At 41.0% G+C, this 23584-nt stretch carries 21 protein-coding genes and 3 tRNA genes; 10 read left to right on the top strand and 14 right to left on the bottom strand.

Annotation, left to right across the window (positions count from 1 at the left end; translation table 11 throughout):
- Positions 1 to 5 precede the first annotated feature (5 nt).
- The 5 genes from ABIN91_RS05750 to ABIN91_RS05730 form a co-directional block, all read right to left on the bottom strand.
- Positions 6 to 2459: an outer membrane beta-barrel family protein gene (locus tag ABIN91_RS05750; protein WP_348049396.1), complete on the bottom strand. Its 2454-nt coding sequence runs from the start codon at positions 2457 to 2459 to the stop codon at positions 6 to 8.
- 96 nt (positions 2460 to 2555) lie between these two features.
- A tRNA-Cys gene (locus tag ABIN91_RS05745) sits at positions 2556 to 2627 on the bottom strand.
- A gap of 9 nt (positions 2628 to 2636) precedes the next feature.
- Positions 2637 to 2707, bottom strand: a tRNA-Cys gene (locus tag ABIN91_RS05740).
- Between the two features lie 46 nt (positions 2708 to 2753).
- On the bottom strand, positions 2754 to 4229 hold the full coding sequence (locus ABIN91_RS05735; RefSeq protein ID WP_348049394.1) for a hypothetical protein: 1476 nt from the start codon (positions 4227 to 4229) through the stop codon (positions 2754 to 2756).
- 447 nt (positions 4230 to 4676) lie between these two features.
- Positions 4677 to 4749, bottom strand: a tRNA-Phe gene (locus tag ABIN91_RS05730).
- Positions 4750 to 4922: 173 nt separating this feature from the next.
- Here ABIN91_RS05730 and ABIN91_RS05725 point away from each other — a divergent pair.
- From ABIN91_RS05725 to ABIN91_RS05695, 7 genes are all read left to right on the top strand, one after another.
- Complete coding sequence (locus ABIN91_RS05725; RefSeq protein WP_348049392.1) at positions 4923 to 6227, top strand: (Fe-S)-binding protein; 1305 nt, start codon at positions 4923 to 4925, stop codon at positions 6225 to 6227.
- Positions 6228 to 6236: 9 nt separating this feature from the next.
- On the top strand, positions 6237 to 6668 hold the full coding sequence (locus tag ABIN91_RS05720; protein WP_348049390.1) for a DUF2750 domain-containing protein: 432 nt from the start codon (positions 6237 to 6239) through the stop codon (positions 6666 to 6668).
- 30 nt (positions 6669 to 6698) lie between these two features.
- Positions 6699 to 7484, top strand: a complete 786-nt coding sequence (locus tag ABIN91_RS05715; RefSeq protein WP_348049419.1) for a (Fe-S)-binding protein — start codon at positions 6699 to 6701, stop codon at positions 7482 to 7484.
- Between the two features lie 114 nt (positions 7485 to 7598).
- Positions 7599 to 8144 (top strand): NlpC/P60 family protein, encoded by a 546-nt coding sequence (locus ABIN91_RS05710; RefSeq protein WP_348049388.1) that lies wholly within the window; start codon positions 7599 to 7601, stop codon positions 8142 to 8144.
- A gap of 73 nt (positions 8145 to 8217) precedes the next feature.
- Entirely contained in the window at positions 8218 to 8697 is a 480-nt protein-coding gene (locus ABIN91_RS05705; RefSeq protein ID WP_348049387.1) for a hypothetical protein, read from the top strand.
- A gap of 38 nt (positions 8698 to 8735) precedes the next feature.
- Entirely contained in the window at positions 8736 to 9704 is a 969-nt protein-coding gene (locus ABIN91_RS05700; RefSeq protein ID WP_348049385.1) for a zinc dependent phospholipase C family protein, read from the top strand.
- Between the two features lie 3 nt (positions 9705 to 9707).
- Positions 9708 to 10421, top strand: a complete 714-nt coding sequence (locus tag ABIN91_RS05695) for a TMEM175 family protein (protein WP_348049383.1) — start codon at positions 9708 to 9710, stop codon at positions 10419 to 10421.
- A gap of 1 nt (position 10422) precedes the next feature.
- Here the strand turns inward: ABIN91_RS05695 and ABIN91_RS05690 are convergent, their stop codons facing one another.
- Genes ABIN91_RS05690 through ABIN91_RS05680 form a run of 3 tightly spaced genes read right to left on the bottom strand, consistent with a single transcriptional unit; the run spans position 10423 to position 12522 of the window.
- Positions 10423 to 11073 (bottom strand): VTT domain-containing protein, encoded by a 651-nt coding sequence (locus ABIN91_RS05690; RefSeq protein ID WP_348049381.1) that lies wholly within the window; start codon positions 11071 to 11073, stop codon positions 10423 to 10425.
- A 44-nt stretch (positions 11074 to 11117) separates the two neighbouring features.
- Entirely contained in the window at positions 11118 to 11864 is a 747-nt protein-coding gene (locus ABIN91_RS05685; RefSeq protein ID WP_348049379.1) for a DUF4397 domain-containing protein, read from the bottom strand.
- Between the two features lie 31 nt (positions 11865 to 11895).
- Positions 11896 to 12522: a DUF4397 domain-containing protein gene (locus tag ABIN91_RS05680; protein WP_348049377.1), complete on the bottom strand. Its 627-nt coding sequence runs from the start codon at positions 12520 to 12522 to the stop codon at positions 11896 to 11898.
- A gap of 311 nt (positions 12523 to 12833) precedes the next feature.
- Here ABIN91_RS05680 and ABIN91_RS05675 point away from each other — a divergent pair, with 311 nt between their 5' ends.
- From ABIN91_RS05675 to ABIN91_RS05665, 3 genes are read left to right on the top strand one after another with little or no spacing between them, the layout of a single operon-like run.
- On the top strand, positions 12834 to 13307 hold the full coding sequence (locus tag ABIN91_RS05675) for a ribonuclease H-like YkuK family protein (RefSeq protein ID WP_348049375.1): 474 nt from the start codon (positions 12834 to 12836) through the stop codon (positions 13305 to 13307).
- Between the two features lie 41 nt (positions 13308 to 13348).
- Positions 13349 to 13870 (top strand): redoxin domain-containing protein, encoded by a 522-nt coding sequence (locus ABIN91_RS05670; protein ID WP_348049373.1) that lies wholly within the window; start codon positions 13349 to 13351, stop codon positions 13868 to 13870.
- A gap of 21 nt (positions 13871 to 13891) precedes the next feature.
- Positions 13892 to 14368, top strand: coding sequence for an SRPBCC family protein (locus tag ABIN91_RS05665; RefSeq protein WP_348049371.1), 477 nt, complete (start codon positions 13892 to 13894; stop codon positions 14366 to 14368).
- Here ABIN91_RS05665 and ABIN91_RS05660 read toward each other — a convergent pair whose 3' ends face one another.
- The 6 genes from ABIN91_RS05660 to ABIN91_RS05635 form a co-directional block, all read right to left on the bottom strand.
- On the bottom strand, positions 14369 to 14785 hold the full coding sequence (locus ABIN91_RS05660) for a PIN domain-containing protein (protein ID WP_348049369.1): 417 nt from the start codon (positions 14783 to 14785) through the stop codon (positions 14369 to 14371).
- Entirely contained in the window at positions 14782 to 15027 is a 246-nt protein-coding gene (locus ABIN91_RS05655; RefSeq protein WP_348049367.1) for a DUF6364 family protein, read from the bottom strand. The genes ABIN91_RS05660 and ABIN91_RS05655 overlap by 4 nt, the downstream gene beginning before the upstream one ends.
- Before the next feature lie 55 nt (positions 15028 to 15082).
- Entirely contained in the window at positions 15083 to 16459 is a 1377-nt protein-coding gene (locus tag ABIN91_RS05650; protein WP_348049365.1) for an acetylxylan esterase, read from the bottom strand.
- 16 nt (positions 16460 to 16475) lie between these two features.
- Complete coding sequence (locus tag ABIN91_RS05645) at positions 16476 to 17363, bottom strand: hypothetical protein (protein ID WP_348049363.1); 888 nt, start codon at positions 17361 to 17363, stop codon at positions 16476 to 16478.
- A 76-nt stretch (positions 17364 to 17439) separates the two neighbouring features.
- Positions 17440 to 20031: an acetylxylan esterase gene (locus ABIN91_RS05640; RefSeq protein WP_348049361.1), complete on the bottom strand. Its 2592-nt coding sequence runs from the start codon at positions 20029 to 20031 to the stop codon at positions 17440 to 17442.
- Between the two features lie 63 nt (positions 20032 to 20094).
- On the bottom strand, positions 20095 to 23583 hold the full coding sequence (locus ABIN91_RS05635; RefSeq protein WP_348049359.1) for an acetylxylan esterase: 3489 nt from the start codon (positions 23581 to 23583) through the stop codon (positions 20095 to 20097).
- Position 23584 lies beyond the last annotated feature (1 nt).

Below are 23584 nucleotides of genomic sequence, written 5' to 3'. Positions count from 1 at the left end.
TGCTCTTAAAATTCTTTGTCGCCAAACTCACTGGCTGGTAATTTCGATTTTTTACTTAACTGGTTAATATTAAAACTAAAGTTGAGCAAAAGCATATCAGTTTCCTGTATATAGTTTGTTGTAGTATAAAAATTATTGCCATAGGTAGTAATACGTTGGCGGTTTGTACCTAACAGGCCCAAATCAATATTTTGCCATTGCAAGGTTGCTGCAAGTCGTCCTTTCATCAAGGTTTTTTTTACAGATGCGTTTGGCGTAATAAACCGCGAATCTTTTCCCTGGGCAGTTGCACGCTCAGACAGGTAGTTGATATTGAACTGAAAACTTGTTGTAGGATCAAAAGTTATTGTAGTATTACCATTTACAGAATAATTCCAACTCGAGTTGTTCACCGCCACCGCGTTGCCAAACAGGTTACCGGTAATGTTATAGTTGTAAATATTAGCACCCACATACAACTGCCACCATTTGGCCAATTTAACATCGCTGCCAAACTCTACGCCCCATAAACTGGCATTACCCGCATTGGTATATATACGGTACAATATGGTGTCGGTTAATACTTTGTTTACCCTGTTAATGGCATTTTTAATATCCTGGTGATACAAGGTGGCGAATACTGAACCGTTTTTAACGGCTTTTATAGCCCCTAATTCGTATAGGTTAACAAATTCAGGCAGCAGGTTAGGGTCGCCCAGTTCCTGAGTCTCAGAATGCTCACGTTCCGGGTACGGGTTAAGTTCGTTAAAGTTTGTTCGTTGTACCCGTGTGCTGTATCCGGCTTTCAATTTCAAACCATCTTTTAAAGTGTATAACAAGTTAGCAGATGGAAATAGGTTTGACAAGTACAGGTTATACAAACCCTGACTTTGGTTTGCCGAAAAACAGCGTGTAGCGTACTCATATCTTAGCCCGCCTGTATACTGCAGGTTGCCTGCCTTAGCCGAGTATTGGGCGTATAACCCCTGCACGGTATTGGTAACATCGGTAACATTATACGATTGATCGACCAGCGGCCCTGATGCCAGGCTTTGCAATTGTGTTAAAAAAGAGCCATTTTGCTTTTGGTATTTAATCTGGTAACCGGCCTCCAGCTTACCTTGGCCTAAATTAACCGCATAATCGGCCTGAAAACGATATCCGTGCAAGGGATTAGTATTGGTATTGGCAGTGTATTGCTGTAACGTATTGGTATCCGGGTAGTTGAGGTTACGATTGTGTGTAAAGCCATCCAACTCATCATACTCCAACAACCCAGACAATGCGATGGTAGATTTGTCACTAAAGGTGTGAATATAGTCCAGGTTGCCTAAAGTAAAATCACCCTGTCGTTTTACCAGGTTTGAGTTGTAATACGTGGTTTTCCCGATGTTTTTACCTATATTGATATCAGTTTTCGTGTTATTATACACAAGGTTTGCAATACGATATTGCGTACGGCTACCATGGTAAAATCCTGCTGTTATGGCGTCGTTCTTATCGGGTGCGTAGGTTACATTTGCCCGAGCCGCATAACTACTCCTCCTGAAACTTCGTTCGCCAAAAGACGGAAAAGTTGTATAACGGTTAGCTATGGTAGTATTTACATCCCCTTCGCGCTGCCCTGCAATATCATTACGTAAATAGTTTCCGCCAACCGAAATATCCCACTGGTTTACTTTATAATTTATGGTGGCATCGCCCCCATATCGGCCGGGTGTTACCTTATTGCCATAATCATGTGTTTCGGGTAGGCCATATTGCCCGTTAGCTGCTATCGAAACACCGTTTCCGGTTCCTTTTTTTGTAGTAATGTTGATAATCCCGCCTTTGCCGTCGGCATCGTATTTGGCTGACGGTGAAGTAATTATTTCTACATTTTCAATGGAATTCGCCGGTAGCTGGCTTAGCACAGTTTCGGCATCGGCTTGCACCGGCTTACCGTTGATGAGTACCAAAAAACCACTTGAACCGCGAACACTGATCTCACCCTGCGAATTCACAGCTACCGACGGCATGTTTTTTAATACATCAATGGCATTGCCGCCCGTTGCCGATCGGAACTGTCCGGCACTATAAACCTGCTTATCAATTTTGTTAATTACTGCGGCTTTTTGGCCAGTAACTTTAACTTCGTTTAGATACTTTTTGTTGGGGCTGATACTTATCTCACCAATATTGAGCTTTTGTGCTTTAGATAACAAAATACCGTCTAACAATTTGGTGTTATATCCAATAAACTTTGCTTTTATAAAATAACTTCCGCCTTTTAAGGCGGTAAAATTAAATACACCATCGGCTTTTGTAATGCTACCGATTACCAGCGACGAATCGGCTGACCGAAACAAGCTGACGTTGGCATATTCCAAAGTCTTACCCGACTGTTTATCAATAACCACGCCGTGTAATGCCGCATTTTGAGCAAAAAGGCGTGTGCTTGTGAAAATAATGAGGAGGAAAACAAAGCACGACTTTATCATATATTGCCTAATATATCGTTTCGGCTTTGCTTTAACAACTGACTGATGTTCTTTGTGCAATGTTGGGTAGTAGCAGATCATTTTATTTTTGTTATGAGGTGTGAGGACGGATTCGAACCGTCGTAAGAAGTTTTGCAGACTTCCGCCTAACCACTCGGCCACTCCACCTGGTGAGGTTGGTTGGCAGCGGGATCGAACCGCTGTATCAGGTTTTGCAGACCTGTGCCTAACCGCTCGGCCAGCCAACCTTTTAACATCGCTTTATAGCATAAATAACCTTGTATTTAACATGACTTATGACCTGGTAGATGTTTTTAAAGTTTGTTGATAGAACTGCTCGCTTTGCGCACGGAACAAGGCATTGGCCCCCGTACTTAGATAGATCATGTGCCCCCCGTTGTAATGATCTACCGAAATATGTTGCTGTAACCCCGGAATTAAACCCAGGTTGCGGATCACCTCATCTGTAGTGGCCGCGGGCGTGGCCAGATCATAATAGCCACTGGCTACTTTCACCATTAAAGTAGGGTTTTGCTCCATCACCCGTTTAAGTGTGCTTGTAACATCAAGGTAACCGTTGGCCGCTTCGGCACCGTAGTTCCAGTTGCCCATGGCCGTGGTGGCCAGGTAAGGCAGGTGATTCTCGTAAGCTAATTGACTGCCCACATACTTGCGGAAAGCATTGGTGAATACTCTCCGGATGGCTGTTTCGCTTGGGTCGGCGGCCAGGTCGTTTCCGGTCGCGCGGCCATCAAAGGTACCTACCACCTGGTGATCGGTATGTAGCAAGGCCTTGGTAAATTGGCTATCGGTAACGCGGCCGTTCAGCAGTTTCAATAGCGTTTTATCCAAACCTGTAAAATAGCTTAGCCTATCAATAAGTTGCGATGAGATGATCTGGCCACTTTTTAAGAAGTTGGTATAAGTCCCTCTGCTAAAAGTAGCCGCTTTAGCCATTAATTGCTCTGGGGCCAGCTGCTCTAATTCCGCAGATAAACGGTGGTGGCTTTGTGCAACCATAGCATAAGTTGGCAAATAATAGGCATAAGGCTGATCGTTACCTGAACGAAAAGTGACCAAGCGGTAATTAAGTGCTGGTGAGATGAGCGTTAAGCCGGCAAGGCTGACCTGCAAACTGTCTTGTAAATAAGCGGCCAAACCCACAGCACGTACGGCACCGTAACTTTCGCCGGCCAAAAATTTGGGGCTGCTTTCGCGATGATGGTCGGCCAAGTAAAGTTTAATGAACTGAGCTATACTACGAATATCTTCATGATACCCAAAAAATCGACGCTCATCAATGCCATCGGCCGGTTTGCTGTAACCTGTACCTATCGGATCGATGAACACCAGATCGGTAAAGCCGATCCATGAATTTGGGTTTGAGCTATAACCCCTTTTATCTGCCGAGGCCCTTACGGGACCAAAAGCACCCATGTGGAGCCAGATGGCCGCAGAACCCGGTCCCCCATTGAATACGAACGTTATAGGGCGATCGGCCGGATGACCACTTTCCAGATCATATGCGGTATAAAAGATATTAGCAAACGGGTTTTCGGCTTCATCCTTAATGGTTAGGTAACCGGCAGTGGCCTGGTAATTAAGGTGACGCCCCGCCAGCTGTATATTGTGACGTGTTACCGAAAGATGAAAAGCAGCGTTATTGGTCATTCGGATGGCCGAGCTGAACAATAAGACGATAGTGCTTGCTGCCAGTAGAATACCAAAGAAGCGAAAACGAAAAGTACGTGGAAATAATAAATGAGACATGTAAGATATCAGCTGAATAGTTAATGAATGTGTTTTAGCCTGCGGAATTAACGACAACAGCTACACATGACCTCTTGAGCAAGAGGCATTCGCATTAAAAATTGATCTATGGTACCTTGTTTTAACATAATAACCAAGGCAAATGTAAGGATGAAAATGAATAATCAAAATTAAATCCATAAAAAAGGTAGATTTTATAGATTTAATTGTTGGTTGATTTGCAGAATAGAATACTTTCTCCTCAGTTTGAAGAAACGTTGCTTTAACATCATCACCATTATGACCTGTTTTTTTACCTGAAGCTTGATAGCATTGTCCAAGTCCGTACGGACCTCTGTCAAATAATTTATAAATTAACAGGTTTCAAAAACAGCGTTTTGAGTTCACAAAGTGTATTTAAGGCATAAAAAAAGCTCCTTAGAATTAACTAAGAAGCTTGTTGATGTGTGGTACCAGCTGGGATCGAACCAGCGACACATGGATTTTCAGTCCATTGCTCTACCATCTGAGCTATGGTACCTTGCCCGTTTGGGATTGCAAATGTAGCGTCTTTTTTTATTTATCGAAACTTTTTTTCAAAAAACAGGTATAGCACCATATACACGGCTTTTAACCAACATTTTAAAATTTAAAAAAACCTTTTGCAATTCATAGGATTTATCTACTTTAGATTTAAAATACTATGCATGCATAATGATTGCACAACTCATTTTTATACTCATTCTTGGCGCTTCGGTTTATCTTTTCAGTAAAAACGTAGTTAAAATAAGGCGTAACATATTGTTAGGCCGTGATACGGATAGGTCGAATAATCGTGCTCTACGCTGGAAAACTATGGCTAAAGTTGCGCTCGGCCAAACCAAAATGGTGAAGCGGCCTTTTGCCGCTATACTACATTTCTTTGTTTATGCGGGCTTCATCATCATCAACCTCGAGGTAATGGAGATCATGATCGATGGTGTCTTCGGCTCACACCGCATCTTTTCTAAATCCTTAGGTGGTTTATACAGCTTGCTGATCGGCTCGTTCGAAATACTGGCAATATTGGTATTAGTATCCTGCGTTGTATTTTTGTGCAGAAGGAACATTGCTAAATTAAAGCGTTTTAGTGGTGTGGAAATGACCAGTTGGCCTAAGTCTGATGCCAATTATATCCTCATTACCGAGATCTTATTAATGTCGGCCTTCCTCACCATGAATGCTGCCGATCACAAACTGCAATTATTAAACTTCGGCCATTACATTCAGGCGGGCAGTTTCCCGGTAAGTAGTTTTTTAGCTCCGCTATTACCAACCAGCACCGGAGCATTAGAGATGATAGAACGGGGTTGCTGGTGGTTTCATATCATTGGTATACTGGCATTTTTAAATTACCTGCCTTACTCTAAGCATTTTCACATTATGCTGGCTTTCCCAAACACCTATTATTCTAACTTAAACCCTAAAGGCAAGTTCAATAATATGGCATCGGTAACCGGCGAGGTAAAAGCCATGCTGGATCCAACTTTTGTACCGGAAGCCGCCGTCGAGCCGGGCCGCTTTGGCGTAAAAGATGTAACCGACCTCACCTGGAAAAACCTGATGGAGGCCTACACCTGCACCGAGTGTGGCCGTTGTACATCTGTATGTCCGGCTAATATTACAGGCAAGCTATTATCACCACGTAAAATAATGATGGATACCCGCGACAGGATTACCGAAGTGGGTAACAATATAGATAAACAAGGCAAAGAATTTAAAGACGACAAGTCGCTTTTAGATACCTACATTACCCGAGAAGAAATTTGGGCCTGTACAAGCTGCAACGCCTGCGTAGAGGCCTGCCCGGTTAACATTAACCCACTGGAAATTATCATAGGCCTGCGCCAATTCGCTGTAATGGAAGAGTCACAGGCACCAGCCAGCATCAACAACATGTTTGGCAACGTAGAAAATAATGGCGCCCCATGGAAGTACTCAAACGCCGACAGGTTAAACTGGGCAAATAACGAAGTATAAAAAGAACATATGTTACCAAATACCGATACTACAGACGCTAAATATAAACTATTCGTTGAAAAAACAGCTGCATCAAATTTGGTGTGGGGATTGAAAAATAAAGACGGGTGGGCAAATTCACATTCTAACGACAGTGAGGAGATTGATGTGATCCCGTTCTGGTCGGACAAGGCTGATGCTAAACTTTGTGCACGGAACGAATGGAAAGGCTATTTACCTGCTATGATTCCGCTATCCGAGTTTTTAGAAAGCGGCTGCGTAGGCATGAGCGAGAACGATACACTTGCCGGTATTAACTGGGATACCAATATGCTTGGCCTGGAGATTGAATCGCTACAAGTTGCATTTGATATTCTAACTCAGTTAAAAAACAGCAGCTCAACCATCAAGTTTAAAGATTACAGCAGTGTTGATGAGTTTTTATCCGCGATAAGCGAGTAGACCAATTAAATATAACGAGAAGTAATGACGATGCAGGAAATACCAACAATGGCCGCAATGGTAGCAGCTGGCAAACAACCCGAAATTTTGTTTTGGGTTGGATGCGCAGGCAGCTTTGACGAGCGTGCTCAAAAAATAACCCGCGACATTTGTAAAATTTTGCATCATGTAGGGATTAGTTACGCCGTACTTGGTACCGAAGAAAGCTGTACCGGCGACCCGGCCAAACGTGCAGGTAACGAATTTTTATTTCAGATGCAGGCTATGGTGAACATTGAAACACTAAACGCCTACAACATTAAAAAAATAGTTACGGGCTGCCCGCATTGTTTTAATACCATAAAAAACGAATACCCTGGTTTAGGTGGTAATTACGATGTCATCCATCACACCCAACTCATTCAACAATTAATTGACGATGGTAAACTTAAAGCCGAGGGTGGCGAAAGTTTCAAAGGCAAAAAAATAACCTATCACGATCCATGTTACTTAGGGCGTGGTAACGGTATTTACGAAGCTCCGCGAGCAGCGTTAGAGATACTGGATACTGAACTGGTAGAAATGAAACGCTGTAAATCAAACGGTTTATGTTGCGGTGCAGGTGGCGCCCAAATGTTTAAAGAGCCCGAAAAAGGGAACAAAGATATTAACGTTGAACGTATACAAGATGTTATTGACATTAAAGCCACAGTAGTTGCCGCTGCTTGCCCTTTTTGTATGACCATGCTGCGGGATGGTGTTAAGCACTTTGAAAAGGAACAAGAGATACAAGTATTAGATATTGCGGAAATTACCGTCCGTGCAAACGGATTGTAATAAAGATTGTTGTTTGTTTGATTTGTTAAGTGATGCCTCCGGACTGATTACCCGGGGGCTTTCTTATTTAAGGCAATAATACCAACAAAACATCTATCATGGTGTTAAGCTGGTATGTGGAAACAACTTAATATGCTGGTGTTTATTGGTATGCTATATGCCTGCGATAATCCAGGCAACGCTCCTACCCGTTTGACACCTTACCAGGCAGAGCACATAATCCACATTGAAACAGGTGAAACCACACCGCAGCAAATGGTCAATTTTGCATGCTCGCTCGAAGGTACACCGTACTTATACGGATCTATCGATCCCCAAAAAGGCTTTGATTGTTCTGGTTTTGTAACCTATGTATTCAATCATTTTAATGTAAAGGTTCCCCGCACCTCAGTTGACTTTACACCCGTAGAGCATGAAATTGAGCTAAAGGATGCCAAATTAGGTGATCTGATATTATTCACCGGAACCGATACCACAGTGCGAGTTGTAGGCCACATGGGGATCATATCTTCATTACCGCAAGAGCCGCTCCGGTTTATACATTCAACATCCGGCAAAGCTTATGGCGTAACCGAAACAGATTTCCATAGCATTTATTACGAATCAAGGTATATCAAAACTATCCGCATCTTTCCTCAAAACAACCAGGTAACCAAATAGACCAAACCCCTACACCCTCAACTTTTATCTAATAATACATTGCAAATCAGACGGCTTATGTTTAAATTTACTCATGCCCAAATCTCAAACAACCGATTTGATCAAATTTCTATCAGCTTTTAATGAGGATATCCAACAGCTGGCACTTTGGCTACGTGCTTATGTTTGGGATAAATATCCTCAATGTAACGAATTAATTTACGATAACTATAACGCGGTAGCCTTCGGCTGGTCGCCTACCGAAAAACTGGGCGATACTTTTTGTTCCATTGCCGTGTATGGCAATAAAGATGTACATTTCGGTTTTTACCGGGGCTCACAAATCTCTGATCCTGAAAAGTTATTACTCGGTAAAGGCAGTCAATACCGGTACATCAAAGTAATCAGCCCATCTAATTTCCCTGAACCTTACATTAAAAAACTATTAGCAGAAGCTTATGCCAACTCCATGGCTAAACTAAAACCCGATGCTAAAATGATTGAAAGCCAAACCATCGTAAAATCAATATCCGAGCTAAAAAACGACCTGGTATTGTTACACCTAAAAAAGTGAGAAAGTAAACTCCAAAACTTTTCGCGCATATTTAAAGCATGAAGCAAAAGCTTACTCTTTTACTGTTATGCGTAATAATTATTACCCTTTGCGCTTCATGGGGTTTCTTCGCTCATAAACGCATTAACCGTATAGCTGTTTTTACGCTCCCTGCCGGAATGTTGCCTTTTTACAAAGTCAATATTGATTTCATTACAGAACACGCTGTAGACCCCGATAAAAAGCGTTATGTAGATTCAACCGAAGGTCCGCGACACTTTTTCGATGCCGACCATTACGGTAAAAAACCTTTCGATAAAATGCCACAACGCTGGGCCGAGGCGGAACGCCAGTACAGTGCCGATAGCCTCAACAAATACGGAACCGTTCCGTGGACGATCCAACATTATTATTACAAGCTTGTTCAGGCTTTTAAGGATAAAGATACCACTGCTATTTTGCGCACATCGGCCAACCTGGGCCACTACATAGCCGATGCACACGTACCTTTACATATGACAGAGAATTACAATGGGCAATTTACCAACCAACTCGGAATCCACTCCTTTTGGGAAACCCGTGTACCTGAGCTTTTCAGCGACAAGTACAATTATTATGTTGGCCGTGCACATTACATTGAGAGTCCGCTTAAAGAGGCCTGGAAAATAAGCCGCCGCACGTTTAAATGTGTCGATTCGGTATTGGTTTTTGAGCGGAATTTAAGCGTACTTTTCCCAGCAGATAAAAAATATGAAATGGTGAAACGTAATGGTAAAACCAATAAAGATTATTCTGTTGAATATTCGGCCGCGTATCAAAAAGCACTACATGGAATGATAGAACGGCAAATGCGTGCGGCTATATTAGAGGTTGGATGTTTTTGGTTTTCGGCATGGGTAGATGCAGGTCAGCCTGATTTGAATAAGCTGATAGACAAAAATCTTTTAAATACAAATCAACAAAATGCCGTAAATTACGAACAGCTTTTATACAAACAAGGGAAACTTATATCACGCGAAAAGAAATAAAGCATGAGAGAAAAACTTACCTTCAAAAAACATACAACAGATCGTATCCGCTGGCGTTGTCACGAGCCGTTACGCCTCGAAACTTTTAGTGATGCCGTATTCGCATTCGCGCTAACGCTCATCGTTATGTCTATAGAAGTACCTAAAAGCTTCACCGAACTTACTGAACTAATGAAGGGTACGTTAAGCTTTGGCATGTGCTTTATTTTACTGTTCACGATATGGAGCAGCCAAAATATTTTCTTCAGGCGGTATGGTCTAAACGATAGATACACCACAGTTCTTAATGGGATCCTATTATTTATATCTCTTATTTACATATACCCGCTCAAATTTCTATCCACTCTGCTTTTGCAAGATAGCTATATAGAACACGGCGAACTGATCAAAAGAATGACCCCTGCACAGGCTCCGGCTTTACTGATAATTTATGGAGCCGGTTATGTAGCCATCTACTTGCTTTTCTTTTTAATGTACAAGAATGCGGAACGGCATGCCACTGAATTAGAATTCACAGCCAAAGAATTATTTGAAACCCAAACTACTACTTATGTAAACCTGATGAGTATGATCATAGGTTGTATAAGCATCCTGTTAGCTATAATTTTACCCGCCTCTATTTCGGGCATAGCAGGCTTTATCTATTTTTTAATAGGCCCAACATATGGCTTTTGGTATGCTTACCGGGGGAAAAAATCGAGATTGCTATTTGGATAAACTAAGCAGTTTTAGAGCTTTTTCTGGCTTTAACGGCTGCATATACAGCTGGTATAACCGATATTAATATAATTGCTAAAGAAACCAAGGGGAAGTGATTTTTGAAGAAAGGTATCTCACCAAAAAACTTACCGGCAAACAAAAAGATAATGATCCATGATGCGCCACCTATGATATTATACAAACTGTAGCGGCCAAAGGGCATCTTACCCACACCCGCCACAAACGGAGCAATTGTACGGATAATAGGTACAAACCGACTGAATATTACAGCCTTACCGCCATGTTTATTAAAAAAACTTTGTGTTTGTAGATAGTAATCCAGTTTCAAAACCTTGTTTTCGGCTTTAAAAACCTTTACGCCCAGATAGTTCCCTAAAAAGTAGTTTAGCGTATTACCGGCAAAGGCCGCAATTATCAATATTAAGGCCATGAAGTAAATATCCAGCCCTGTGTTACCGCCTGCAATTAAGGCACCGGCAGCAAATAATAACGAGTCGCCGGGTAAAAAAGGTGTCACTACAAAACCTGTTTCAGCAAAAATTATAGCAAACAAAATAAGGTAGGTCCAACCTTGATAATCATGAATAATAACCGCGAGGTTTTTATCAATATGTAGTATAAAATCAATAATAGTTTTAATCAGTTCCAAAATATTGTGGTTTTTATTATCGCAAAAATAGCAATATATCGCTTCTATTTTAATATAAGCGCATTTACGTTTGTAATTACATTTAAGCCGATAGCTGCCGAATCTATACGCCCTACCAGCCCTTTGGTATATAAGGTATAAAGTTTACCATCGAGCACGGTAACGCGTGATAAGGTATTGAGCACATTAGTAGGGGCACCGTTTGCCGTAAGCTTAAACTCGTACAGTCCCGCGGGCACTTCAACATAGTTTGATACTTTGGTAAAACCTATTTTAGAAAACCCTGCACTGCCATTGATAGAAACATTGAGTTCGGGCGTGCGTGGTGATGCATTGATGAATCTTATTTTACCATACCCTAAAGGTGGCAGGGCCGCAGTATCTGTTGTAAAAACAGCAAATAAGCTATCTACCGATGCCAAACCTGTTAAGAATAGGGTGTAACCTGTATTAGACCGTGTAGAATGAATGGAACTAAGCTTGGTGATTGTTTTAATAGGATATGCCTGTAATTGGAATAAGATACTATCCTGAGCTTTTATGCTGTAATAAGCAGGTGTGCTTGTATACCTAAAATAAGTTCGTGAGGCAACCGCAACTGTAGTACCGCCCAACTGCGCGTTATCTAAAAGTAAAGCTAAAGGCCCAATATCCGGAATAGCATTTACAACTACTATTTTGGTAGTTGAACCAGCCGGGCTAACGGCATTATTGTTATTGCATGATGACAGTATCAAGCCTGTAAAAGCACAGCCTATCAACAACAATAGTTTTAAATATTTATAACACATGCTTAAATATTGCACATTCAAATTTCTTATATCATTTATTAGCTATCACTCCTAAATTTAAACCTGCGCCTGTAGCGCTATATGTGCCATAAATAAACAGAGTATAAACCCGGTTAGACCCCAGGTTTACAGTTTTAGTTATCAAACTGGTAGAACTCCCAGTCAACTTAATATTAACAGCAATAGTACCAGTATCAACACGGGCAAATTTGGATATGCCTTTATATGCTGTATTGTTTATAGATACATTTTTTAAAACCACATCGTAACCTGGCGAATTGGCCGATGCATTAATAAACCTCAATTTAGGTTTGTAATTACTTGCATCAATAACGGCGGTATCCCGGGCATAGATCAGGTTGGTTGCAGAATTCCCTGTTACAAATATGGTAGTGTAATCGGTAGCTAAGGTAGCGGTTACCGGATCAAAAAGATTATTACGCAAACTATCTGTTTTAAACAAAACCGATTGCTCTCCGGATGGAACGGTTATATAGCCAGAGTACTCGTTATAGGCAATTTTATTAGCATTTTGCCTGCTACCATTAATATAAAAATTAATAGCGCTACCATTGGGTATCAGGTTAAAATAGGCAACAAGTCCTGTAGGGGGTTGCGCAGCAGGTAAATCGCTACTGTTTGGCTTACATGCTGCCATTGCGCAAAGCACAAAACAAACAACCCATAAATAAACCCTGCCCTGTAATCTCATTATTTTGATAATGGCCAAAAATATGGCTATAAAACCTAATTAACGAATTTGTTTGCCTTACAGATATAGTACATATAACCTAAATAGTAAAAAAGACAACGCATAATTGTCTTAACGAATCAAAAACACAATTTAAAGTGTTGATATATAGACAGATGTTAACAAATAAATGACGCACAGTTTACGTTAGTAGGATACTTAAGCCTTAACTTTAGTAAACTCAATGTTGGGTTGCTTTAAAATAACCGTATAACATTATGACCTGGAGAAAATTTAGCGGCGAGATTATTCAGCTCCCCATTATTGAAGAAGTAGAAAAGGCCATTGAAAGAGAAGCCGCCCTGGGCAACAAATTAAAGGTTTGTATCGGCACAGATTCGCAGGTAAAAGGCTCCGTAACTGATTTTGCAACCGTTATTGTTTTTTTACGCGAGCAACGCGGAGGTTTTATGTTTATCCATCAGGAACGTACCTCGCAAAAAATGAGCATCAAAGAACGCATGCTTAGCGAAGTGCAAAAATCTATCGATATTGCTTACAAACTTTGCGATCTGCTTGATTTGTATGATGTTGACCTGGAGGTGCATGCCGATATTAATACCAACCCTATGTTTAAATCGAACCAGGCGCTGCACGAAGCAATGGGTTATATTTTAAGTATGGGCTTTGTATTTAAGGCCAAGCCCGAGGCTTTCGCCAGCTCGTATTGCGCAAACAAAATGGTACAGTAATTTTGATGGGGATGTTGTATCTTGCTTAAAATAACATCCTGATGAAAAATTTAGCTGTATTTGCATTTACACTTTTAATCCCGCTTTTTAGCAGGGCCCAGCAAACCGACCCTTCAACTTTGTTAAAGATCGGTGATACCGCTCCTGTATTCAGTTTCGAAATAGACAAGGGCAAAACCGTTAGTATACAAGATTACCGGGGCAAAATAGTGCTCATCAACTTCTTCGCCACATGGTGCCCACCCTGCCGGATGGAGCTACCAAGGGTACAAAAGGAAGTTTGGGAAAAGTTTAGCGCCAATCCAAAATTCGCGCTCTTTATTTTTGGTCGTGAAGAGGGCTGGGACAAGGTTCTAACTTTTAAGGATGCCAACAAATACACCTTCCCGATGCTGCCGGATGAGGGGCGCAAGATATTCAGCCTGTTCGCAACACAATCTATCCCGCGTAATGTAGTTTTAGATGAAAATGGAAAAGTCATTTATCAATCTATCGGCTACAGCCCCAAAGATTTTGATGAATTGATAGCTTTACTTAAAAAGAAATTAAAGGAAACCATTTAAGCTGTTTTTCGTTCCTTTAAAGTGAAGACATATCAATTCAGATTCGAGCAGAATCTTCCTATTCCATTAGCCGAAGCCTGGGATTTTTTTTCATCGCCACTAAATCTGTCAAAGATCACCCCGGCCAAAATGAATTTTATTATTACATCCAATTTCACTCCCGATATCAAAATGTATCCTGGCATGCTTATATCTTACAAAGTATCGCCTGTGTTTGGTATCAAAATGAATTGGGTTACCGAGATAACTCACGTTAAAGAACATGTTTATTTTGTTGACGAACAACGCACCGGCCCTTACGCCATTTGGCACCACGAACATCATTTTAAAGAAATAAACGGCGGTGTGTGTATGACTGATATTTTAACCTACGCCATACCCTTTGGCATTATAGGCCGGTTAGCTAACGCCATATTAGTAGAAAAAGAAGTGAAAAATGTATTCGCTTACCGCATAAAGGCAGTAAACGATCTATTTGGTGTTTATAAACAAAAATAATTAATCAAGGTATTTAATTAGCTCATCAGGCGGTAAAACTGCAATTCCGGCATCTTTAAAATCCTTCAAATCACGGGTTACTATAAAATCCAGATTATTAATGGAATGAGCAGCTAATATCTGAATGGCATCTTCGAAATCTTTGTGTTTGGACATCAAACTTTTTTTAATGATCTCGAAATCGATTGGAACTATAGCTATAAAATCTAACAAAGAAAGAAGTGCCCCTCTAATATCTTCTTCGGCCAGATACTTCTTTAACAAATAGTGAGTGGTTGCATAGGAATGTGAGGACATGTACAATTTAACCTTATTGTTCTCAGCACGATCAAAAATATCTATAGCAAACTTACTAAACGGTTTCCGGTCGGCAAGAAAGTCAATCAGAATATTTGTATCAACAAATACTGATTTCATAAATGTTTCTTTTCAAAATACTCTCTTAATTCTTTTTTTTCATCAAACTCATCAGGAAGCTTAACTATACCTACTAACTTTTTCAGTTTCGGAGAAAGGTGCTTTGTATCTTCTCTTTCTTCAGTAAGTGTTTCAAGATAGTTTTCAACAAGTTCGGATAAACTCCGCCCTGTATGTTTAGCGTAGGATTTGGCTTTTTGAATAACGCCTTTTTCTACTGTCAATGTGAGTTTTGTAGTCATAACACGTGCCTTTAAAACAAAGATACGTATCTGAAAAATAAATGCAAAACTATTTCTACGGCAGCCTCAACAGATCCTGAAACCATAAATACTGAAAAGTATAGTATATCCCATCAACCTCGTGCGTTTTATCCGGACTGGCAAAGGCTACATTATCCTTATTCTTCATCTGGTTAAACATCATAAAACTGCATTGCGGCGGGCAAAACTCATCCAATAAACCAATACCCATTAACACAGGGCACTTTACCATAGGGGCAAAGTTTAGTGGATCATAGTAATCCCAAACATTAAACAGTTTTTCATCGGTAAAACTGGGGTGGCTACGCATGTACTTAGCTATCATCCCAATCGGCGTTTGCGATGTGGGATTTAACCGGGTTATGGCCAGGGCTTTTCTAAAATCGGCATACAAAGGCACCTCGCAGGTAACCACTTTCACACGTTTATCCAAAGCGGCTAAGGCAATAACCAAACTACCACCCTGGCTGGCACCGTCAACCATTATTTTAGTAGTATCAAGCCCCATATTGGCATGCGAGCATAAAAAATCGAGGCCGCGTACGCAATCCATATACACAGAACGGTAAACATACTGGTCGCGGTTTTCTATGTTGTATAGGTTGTATTCGCCATGCGTATCAATGGCATCTTTGCTATTACCATTACCGCGCACATTAATATTGAACACGGCAAAATCATCATCATCCAAGCTCGGTTCGGCTTTAACAACATATCCCGGCAAACGGTATTTAACAGCGATCCTTTTACCATGATCATTCGGAATACTTAACCAGCCACGTATCACCGCGTTACCCCAGGAGTGCATTTCGACCAAATAAACCGATTTATTATTGATAGATAGCGCCCGCTCTAAAGTCACCTTATATTGGGGAGCTACCATTTTTAATGTATCAATGGTTTTACGCCAAAACGATTCAAAATCAGCAGGCTTATGAAGTTGTGTATTTAGCCTGGATGGATTGATACCAAACACGCGCCTAACCGTATCATCATAATAGGTTAAATGGAACGCAAAACCAATTTTATAAAAACCATCCTGACTGGCGTTAATTTTAAAATGAACACTTTTTTTGCTGTTCTTATCAAGCTTAACAAAAATCGAATCAACAAATACCTTTCGGTTCTCGTCGGTAGTAACAAAACAACTGATATAGCCCTCTTGTGGTACTTTATAGGCATTGGTAACCTTTAAGGTATAATTAACGTCGGTTTTAAAAATAGCGTTACGCTCGCCTGGTCTGATATTGATATATACATCGCCTTGCACCTCGTTAGCATCATGATGAACGGCAATACTATCTACTTTGCTTTTGTTAAAATTTTCGGGTAAAATAAATTGCGCAAATGTGCTATATCCGCTTAATAAGAATATGCTGAACGATAAAAATATTTTGAAACTTAACTTCACCTTGTATGAGTATAGGTTAGTATTTATAAACGTACCCTATTGATAACGTTGTACCCGCACCTGTATTTCTGCCTGTTATAAACTTGCTGAAACTAAAAAACAAACTCTTGTTACGCTTAATGCTATAGGCGTAGCTGGCTGTAAGCTGATTAAAATTAAAGTCTTTAGTACTGGCAACGTCCAGAGGGTTATCTACATTGAGTGGCTGTTTCAGCGTGCTAAATGAGTACAACGAAGTACCCGCTAAAGATACCTGGTTCTTTTTATTGATAGAATAGCTAAAACTCAAAGAGTTTTTCAATTGGAACGGACCGCTATCATCTAAAAATTGCCGTACGCCGGTATTGATTTCCCAATAAAACTTTTGTGACGCGATTGAAAAATCACCCGCACCTATCAACTTAACATCTGTACCAAGCGAGCCATAGCCTAAACTTTTACCTACTTCGTTACTATATAATGGCACCACGATGTTACCCTGAACAGAAAAGTAAACGTTATAATTAATGTTGGCCAAATAATATCTTATTCCCAATTCGGCATCGCCAAAACCGCTTACACTTGCAGAATAGCCTGATTGTGATATACTGTTGCTAATAAAAGGAATTGATGCCATTAACGAAACACGCCTGGAAAAACCGTATTCGCTGTTGATAGATAAGATTTTAGAACCAAAGTGCAGATCATTGTTATAACTGCGGTAAACCCCACTCCTATCCCAGTAACTACTGTTAAAAAAATACGCGGCGGCTGGTATTAAAAACAAGCGCTTTTTACCTACCGGTTTACCACCGGCGTATACCTCATTATTGGCACTAAGCAATGTCGTGAAAAAAACAAGAAACAGGGCTGCCCTGGTAAAAATATTGATATGCTTATGTGTTTTAGTAAAGAAAAAATGCATTGCTATAAATATAGCGTTTTTAATGTTGCTGATAAGTTTTTATAGGCAAAGATTGTTCCAAAGGTGCATAAAGCACCTAAAACAGCCCAAAGTTATCCATCATCCACAAACTTAAATATGAAAAGAGCGAAGGGGGAACTTCGTGCCCCAAATTGGGGTAAATAAACATCTTATTTTTGTTTGGCATGGCATTGATCATCACATACTCGTTATACGGCGGCGCCGAGTTATCTAACAAGCTTATACCTAATAACGTTTTAGCGCGTAGTTTAGAGGTAAAGTTTTTAAGATCAAAGTAATCGAGGTTATTCAATATCGCTTCCATATCAAGCGAGTTATCTTCGGCATATTGCTTAATATCCCTCATTGGCCAAACATCGTAGCCTAATGAGCGGTAATCAGAAAAAACAGGGTTATTGGCCGAGCATAATTTTACCCGTTTATCAATACTTGCCGCGATGAGCGATAAATAGGCCCCCATACTACCACCGGCATAAATGATAGATTTGGAATCCAACTCCGGCCTTGAGCACACAAAATCTATCCCGCGAATGCAATCCATAATAGCGCCACGGTAAATATATTTCAGCTTATTTTCGATATTGGTAGTTAAATATCCGATACGGCTTGGCGCTATTTTATCCCGGCTATTACCTTCTCCCCGCACGTTTAGTGAAAGAACGGCTACCTCGGATGATCCATAAATTGGCTTCACTCCAGTTATACCATACCCCGGTACCAGTATCCAAACCGGGAATTTTTCATTGGGCCGCCTATCATGCCTGATGGTTAAATATCCCCGGATGGTTATGTTATTTAATGATTGCATTTCTACCAAAAACACATCTATACCATCGCGCTCCAATTCGGGCTGCTCTTCCATTCTGAAATTGGGTTCAACTTTAGCCAATTCTTTTTTGGAGTTCTCCCAAAATTCTTCAAAGTCGGCCGGTTTAGGTGTGTTGGATTTGATATGCTCAGGGCTAACCCCAAACACACGCCTTATGGTATCATCATAATCGGTAACATTAATGGTAAAGTTCACTTTGTAAAAGCCGCTTTGCTGCACAGGCATATCTAATGTTACCTTTTTAGATGACTTTGGCTCAAGCTTGATGGCAAACAATTCTTGTGAAATGGGTGTATTATCGGTACTACTTATTTGGTACCCTATATGGCCCTGTTGTGTGGTGTTGTAATAATTGCGGACATCAATGGTATAAGTTACCTTTTTATTGGCCTTAAATATGGCATCCTTAACCGCGGGCACTTCTTGTATCGATATTTCATCCACCTTTATTTTATGCGTATCACCCTGAACAGCGTTTTCAGCATTCAGCGGATTTTGCGCCATTACCTTTTCGTATATCCTAAAGTTATCGTAAACCCATTTACCGGTTATGGCATTTAAACCTGGGTCGACTTCGTGGCCCAGATTTGGATAAATAAATAGGAGTTTGTTGGAGTCTATTTTGTTATAAGCGGCCATTTCGGTTTGGGGTGGTGCAAACTTATCCAGCAAACCCATGGCAAAAATGCTTTTACATTTAATGTTGGGCATAAAGTTTTTCAGGTCAAAATAATCCAGCGTGTGCAATACGGTTTCCATTTTCATGGATCTTTGCCGGGCATATTTCTCAATATCATACATTGGGAACTCGCCCGAGCCAACCAGCGTATGCCAATCAGAAAAAGTTGGATTATTGGCCGAGCACAAAGTAACCCGCTTATCCAAACCCGCAACCGCCAAAGCCAGATACGCCCCCATACTACCCCCGGTTAAAAACACCGATGATGGATCCATCTCTGCCCGTGTATCTACAAAATCAAGCAAGCGGATACAATCCATTATCGCGCCGCGGTATATGTATTTGTTCTTATCCTGAATGTTATAGGTAATGTATTGATCGCGGGTTGGGCCAATTACATCTTTACTATTGCCCAATCCGCGCACGTTAATTGCCAAACACGCAAAATGTGGCACGTTTCTAAACGGCGCCAGTTCGGCACCATAGCCAGGGAGCATAATGTAGGCCGGTAGCTTTTCATCGGGCAATCTGTCTTTGGGCAAAGTGAGCCATGCCCTTACGGTGACATTATCCAACGATTGCATTTCTACCAAAAAAATCTGGTCGGTGGCGCTTGATAGATCCGGCCTTTCCGTCACCTTAAAATTAGGGGGAACTTTTGCCAGGTCGCTTTTTGCTTTATTCCAAAAAGCATCAAAGTCAACCGGCCTGGGCACATCCGATTTAATATGATTGATATCCACACCAAAAACCCTGCGTACCGTATCGTCATAATCATTCACATTCAGCATAAAGTTAACCTTATAAAACCCGGTTTTTTGTCCGGGCATATTTAGATTTACCATGCTTGATGATAAAGGATCAAGGCTTACCGCTACAGAACTTTTCGCGATAAACTTACCGCGCATAGTGCTTATCTGGTAAGATAACCTTCCCTCTTGCTTGATTCTGTAAGTGTTTTTAAGGTTAAAACTGTAAGATACCGTACTATCCTTATCAAAAATAGCATTCTTACCTTTCGGGAATTCTTTAATAACTACCTCACTGCTTTCCGATCTGGCTTGGGCAAAGCCATACTGGCATAAGCAAAGCTGAAAAATAACCAGCCATGCAAAAAGCAAGGGGTACACAAGTTTCATAATTACGGGGATAATTACTTTTAGAGTATATAATTAATGCAATATTACAAATATTACAGCAAACTAAAATATCCCAAAGTTATCATATACCATTTTCCCCGTATATGTCCCGAAAGTGTCCCCTACCTGGTGGCCCAGATTCGGAAAAATAAATATCTTTTTGGTGGCCTGAATGTTATTGTAAGCCGGTAGTTCGGTATGTGGCGGAGCAAGATTATCCAGCAAACCAACGCCTACAAGGGTTTTACATTTAATATCACCTACAAAATTTTTAAGGTCAAAGTAATCCAGGTTATCCAATATCCGGTTCAGGCTCACACCATTTTCGCGCGCATAACGCTGAATAGATCCCATTGGGAAATCGTTATGATCAACCAAAGTACGCCAATCGCTAAAGGCCGGGTTACCGGCGGTACATACCGTTATCCGGTGATCTAAACTGGCTAATATCAACGAAAAATACCCGCCCATGCTACCACCATTGGAGTAAATAGATTTAGAATCAAACTCGGGGCGGCTAAATATAAAATCGACCGCGCGCACGCAATCCATTATGGCACCGCGCAATATGTATTTGTTTTTATCGAGGATGTTGTAGGTCAAAAACTCTTCGCGACCAATGCTCAATACATCGTTACTGTTACCCTGCCCGCGAATGTTTAAAGCAATAGCGGCAAAATCGGGCATATCATGAAACGGTTTCTGATCGGCACCATATCCCGGCAAGGCTAAATAAACGGGGAATTTTTGATTGGCGCGCCTGTCTTTAGGTAAAGTTAACCAGCCACGAACCGTTAGGTTTCCGATCGATTGCATTTCGATCAGATAAACCTGATCGTTGCCACGAGACAGTTCCGGCTTTTCTATCATTTTGAATTTAGGGTCAACCTTGGCTAAGTCTTCCTTCGCGGCCGACCAAAACTCGTGGAAATTAGCAGGTGCCGGATGCGGCGAATGGATATCAAAAATATCGACCCCCATTACCCGGCGAACGGTATCATCATAATCGGGCGTGTTGATGATAAAGTTAACCTTATAAAAACCTACGGATTGGGTAGGTAAATTCATTTTCACCTGTTTACTGGCCTTGCCCTGCAAAGTTACCGCCAGTGAAGTAAGGGATAATACCTTATCGTCCATCGTAGTGATCTGGCAGGCAACACGGCCACTTTGTTGGGTGGTGAAATTGTTTTTAAGATCGAGATTATAATAGATATTGCTGCTGCTCTTAAAGGTAGCATCTTTATTACCGGGGCGCTCAATTAAACTTATGGTTTCGTCTTCGGAGATATGAGCAGCAACTTGCTTAACCGGATCGGCATCAACACTGAAATTTGTTTTTACGGTATCGCGATAGCCATACGTTTTGATAATGATATTACCCTTATACTGCCCGCTTTTTTGTGTGGGCAAGTTGATACGCACATCACTTGTAACAGCATTAGGCGCCAAACGCACAGCTATTGATGTTAAAGAAACGAATTTATCGTCCATTGTTCTTACCTCAAAACCGAGGTTGCCATTTTGCTGTACGTCAAAATTATTCTTCAGATCAAAGGTGTAATAAATAATATTTTTACTGTTAAATACAGCATCCTTTGCTCCAGGATGTAATTTGATACCAATTTTCCCCTTTTCGCCAGATTCGGTACTGGTGCCCATATTATCAACATCAACTCCAAAATCGCGGGTGATGGTATCTTTAAAAGTAGTCAGGTTCAATATGAATGTAGCCTTAAAATAGCCGCCCTTTTGCAAAGGCAAATTCATTCTGAATTTTTGCGCCGTTTGGGATGCCATGCGTACAGCAGCGGTAGTGATAGAAATATGATCGCCGCTTTTAGTGGTAACCGCGCAGGTAACTGTTCCTTTTTGTAAAACCGAGGTATTGTTCTTCAGATCAACATCATAATAAATGGTGCTGTTCCTTTTAAAAATAGAACCTTTAGAACCAGAATGCGCCGCAAACCCTACCGGGTTTGAATTGAACCTGGTACCATTGCCTGCATCATCTTTAAGTACCTCTTCCTTTTCGACAGCAGGGGTTGGGGCAGCAGGAAGAGGATTATTAGCATAAGTATTATTATCCGCAGTGATTGTTTCTACCTTCTTTTTAGAAGTAGTACGGCCTCGTTTGGTAACTGGAGATCTAAGGGGTACAGCTTTAGTAATTGCAGCGGCAGTTGCGGTTGCCGCGGTTGTAACTTCTGCCTGTTTATAGGTACCGCCATCGGTAAGTGCAACAACCCTGTTATACATATCAAAATTGGTGTATAACCATTTACCTTTAAAGTTGCCTAAACTTTGATCTATCTCGTGACCTAAGTTTGAATAGATAAACATTTGCTTATCGCCTACCAAATTATTATAAGCTACGAGTTCCGTATTTGGCGGAGCAAAATTATCAAGCAAACCTATAGCCATTATACTTTTGGCCTTAACGGCAGGCATAAAGTTTTTCAGGTCGAAATAATCCAGGGTTTTTAGTACTGATGCCATTGGCAAGCCATTCGCCTTTGCGTACCTCTCAATATTAGTCATCGGGAAGGTACCATCGCCAACGGCCCACCGCCAGTCGGAAAATGTAGGATTATCAGCAATAACCAATGCAACCCGCGAATCTAATCCGGCTAAAACATACGATAAATAGGCCCCCATACTACCGCCGGTTACGCAAATAGCTTTCGGATCAAAATCTTTATTACTAACTATAAAATCGATCATTCGCTCGCAATCCATAATTACGCCGCGTAAAATGTATTGCGTTTTGCTTTGGATGCCATAGGTAATAAAATCATCTTTAGCCGGAGCAATTACATCCCTACTGATACCCTGCCCGCGTACATCAAGCGCCAAACAGGCAAAATGAGGCACACCGGGGATAGGCGATAACTCGGCACCATAACCGGGAAGCACTAAATAAACAGGTAACTTCTCTTGCGGTAATTTATCTTTAGGCATAGTTAACCATCCGCGGATAGTGATATTACCCAATGATTGCATTTCTACCTGATATACCCTGTAATCAGCTTGATCCAGCTCAGGCTTTTCGGTTACTTTATAATGCGCCGGTACTTGAGCCAATTGAGCTTTTGCAGTTTTCCAGAACAGGTTAAAATCGGCAGGTTTAGGATGATTAGATCTGATCATGTTTATCCCAACACCAAATACCCTGCGGATGGTATCATCATAATCATTCAGGTTAACCGAAAAACTAACCTTGTAAAACCCTGGTTTTTGACCCGGCATTCGTAAGGTAACCGTTTGTGTTGTGTTTGCATTCAGCTTTACCGGCATTGAGCTTTGCGCTATGAAAACCCCATGCGGTGTTTTGATGAGGTAAGATAACTTGCCTTGCTGTGTACGGTTAAAGTTATTCTGCATTTCAAACTCGTATGCAACTGTGGAGTCGGGTTTAAAAATGGCATCCTTACTTAGGGCCATTTCTTTAACTACAACATCGCCACCACCCTTTTGTGCAAATAGCTTATTACCAGCACATACGTGTACGGTAAGCATAAGTATTAAAAGGATGGTATGTTTAAATGTCATT

The organism is Mucilaginibacter sp. (assembly GCF_039921305.1).
In the GTDB taxonomy this organism is placed as follows: Bacteria; Bacteroidota; Bacteroidia; order Sphingobacteriales; family Sphingobacteriaceae; genus Mucilaginibacter.
This window is presented reverse-complemented; position numbering and strand designations above follow the sequence as displayed.

What these genes read in the sequence shown, in the direction of transcription:
- ABIN91_RS05750 (WP_348049396.1), bottom strand. Translation starts at nt 2,459, where the DNA reads ATGATAAAGTCGTGCTTTGTTTTCCTCCTCATTATTTTCACAAGCACA.
- ABIN91_RS05735 (WP_348049394.1), bottom strand. Translation starts at nt 4,229, where the DNA reads ATGTCTCATTTATTATTTCCACGTACTTTTCGTTTTCGCTTCTTTGGT.
- ABIN91_RS05725 (WP_348049392.1), top strand. Translation starts at nt 4,923, where the DNA reads ATGATTGCACAACTCATTTTTATACTCATTCTTGGCGCTTCGGTTTAT.
- ABIN91_RS05720 (WP_348049390.1), top strand. Translation starts at nt 6,237, where the DNA reads ATGTTACCAAATACCGATACTACAGACGCTAAATATAAACTATTCGTT.
- ABIN91_RS05715 (WP_348049419.1), top strand. Translation starts at nt 6,699, where the DNA reads ATGCAGGAAATACCAACAATGGCCGCAATGGTAGCAGCTGGCAAACAA.
- ABIN91_RS05710 (WP_348049388.1), top strand. Translation starts at nt 7,599, where the DNA reads ATGTGGAAACAACTTAATATGCTGGTGTTTATTGGTATGCTATATGCC.
- ABIN91_RS05705 (WP_348049387.1), top strand. Translation starts at nt 8,218, where the DNA reads ATGCCCAAATCTCAAACAACCGATTTGATCAAATTTCTATCAGCTTTT.
- ABIN91_RS05700 (WP_348049385.1), top strand. Translation starts at nt 8,736, where the DNA reads ATGAAGCAAAAGCTTACTCTTTTACTGTTATGCGTAATAATTATTACC.
- ABIN91_RS05695 (WP_348049383.1), top strand. Translation starts at nt 9,708, where the DNA reads ATGAGAGAAAAACTTACCTTCAAAAAACATACAACAGATCGTATCCGC.
- ABIN91_RS05685 (WP_348049379.1), bottom strand. Translation starts at nt 11,864, where the DNA reads ATGTGTTATAAATATTTAAAACTATTGTTGTTGATAGGCTGTGCTTTT.
- ABIN91_RS05680 (WP_348049377.1), bottom strand. Translation starts at nt 12,522, where the DNA reads ATGGCAGCATGTAAGCCAAACAGTAGCGATTTACCTGCTGCGCAACCC.
- ABIN91_RS05675 (WP_348049375.1), top strand. Translation starts at nt 12,834, where the DNA reads ATGACCTGGAGAAAATTTAGCGGCGAGATTATTCAGCTCCCCATTATT.
- ABIN91_RS05670 (WP_348049373.1), top strand. Translation starts at nt 13,349, where the DNA reads ATGAAAAATTTAGCTGTATTTGCATTTACACTTTTAATCCCGCTTTTT.
- ABIN91_RS05660 (WP_348049369.1), bottom strand. Translation starts at nt 14,785, where the DNA reads ATGAAATCAGTATTTGTTGATACAAATATTCTGATTGACTTTCTTGCC.
- ABIN91_RS05655 (WP_348049367.1), bottom strand. Translation starts at nt 15,027, where the DNA reads ATGACTACAAAACTCACATTGACAGTAGAAAAAGGCGTTATTCAAAAA.
- ABIN91_RS05645 (WP_348049363.1), bottom strand. Translation starts at nt 17,363, where the DNA reads ATGCATTTTTTCTTTACTAAAACACATAAGCATATCAATATTTTTACC.
- ABIN91_RS05640 (WP_348049361.1), bottom strand. Translation starts at nt 20,031, where the DNA reads ATGAAACTTGTGTACCCCTTGCTTTTTGCATGGCTGGTTATTTTTCAG.
- ABIN91_RS05635 (WP_348049359.1), bottom strand. Translation starts at nt 23,583, where the DNA reads ATGACATTTAAACATACCATCCTTTTAATACTTATGCTTACCGTACAC.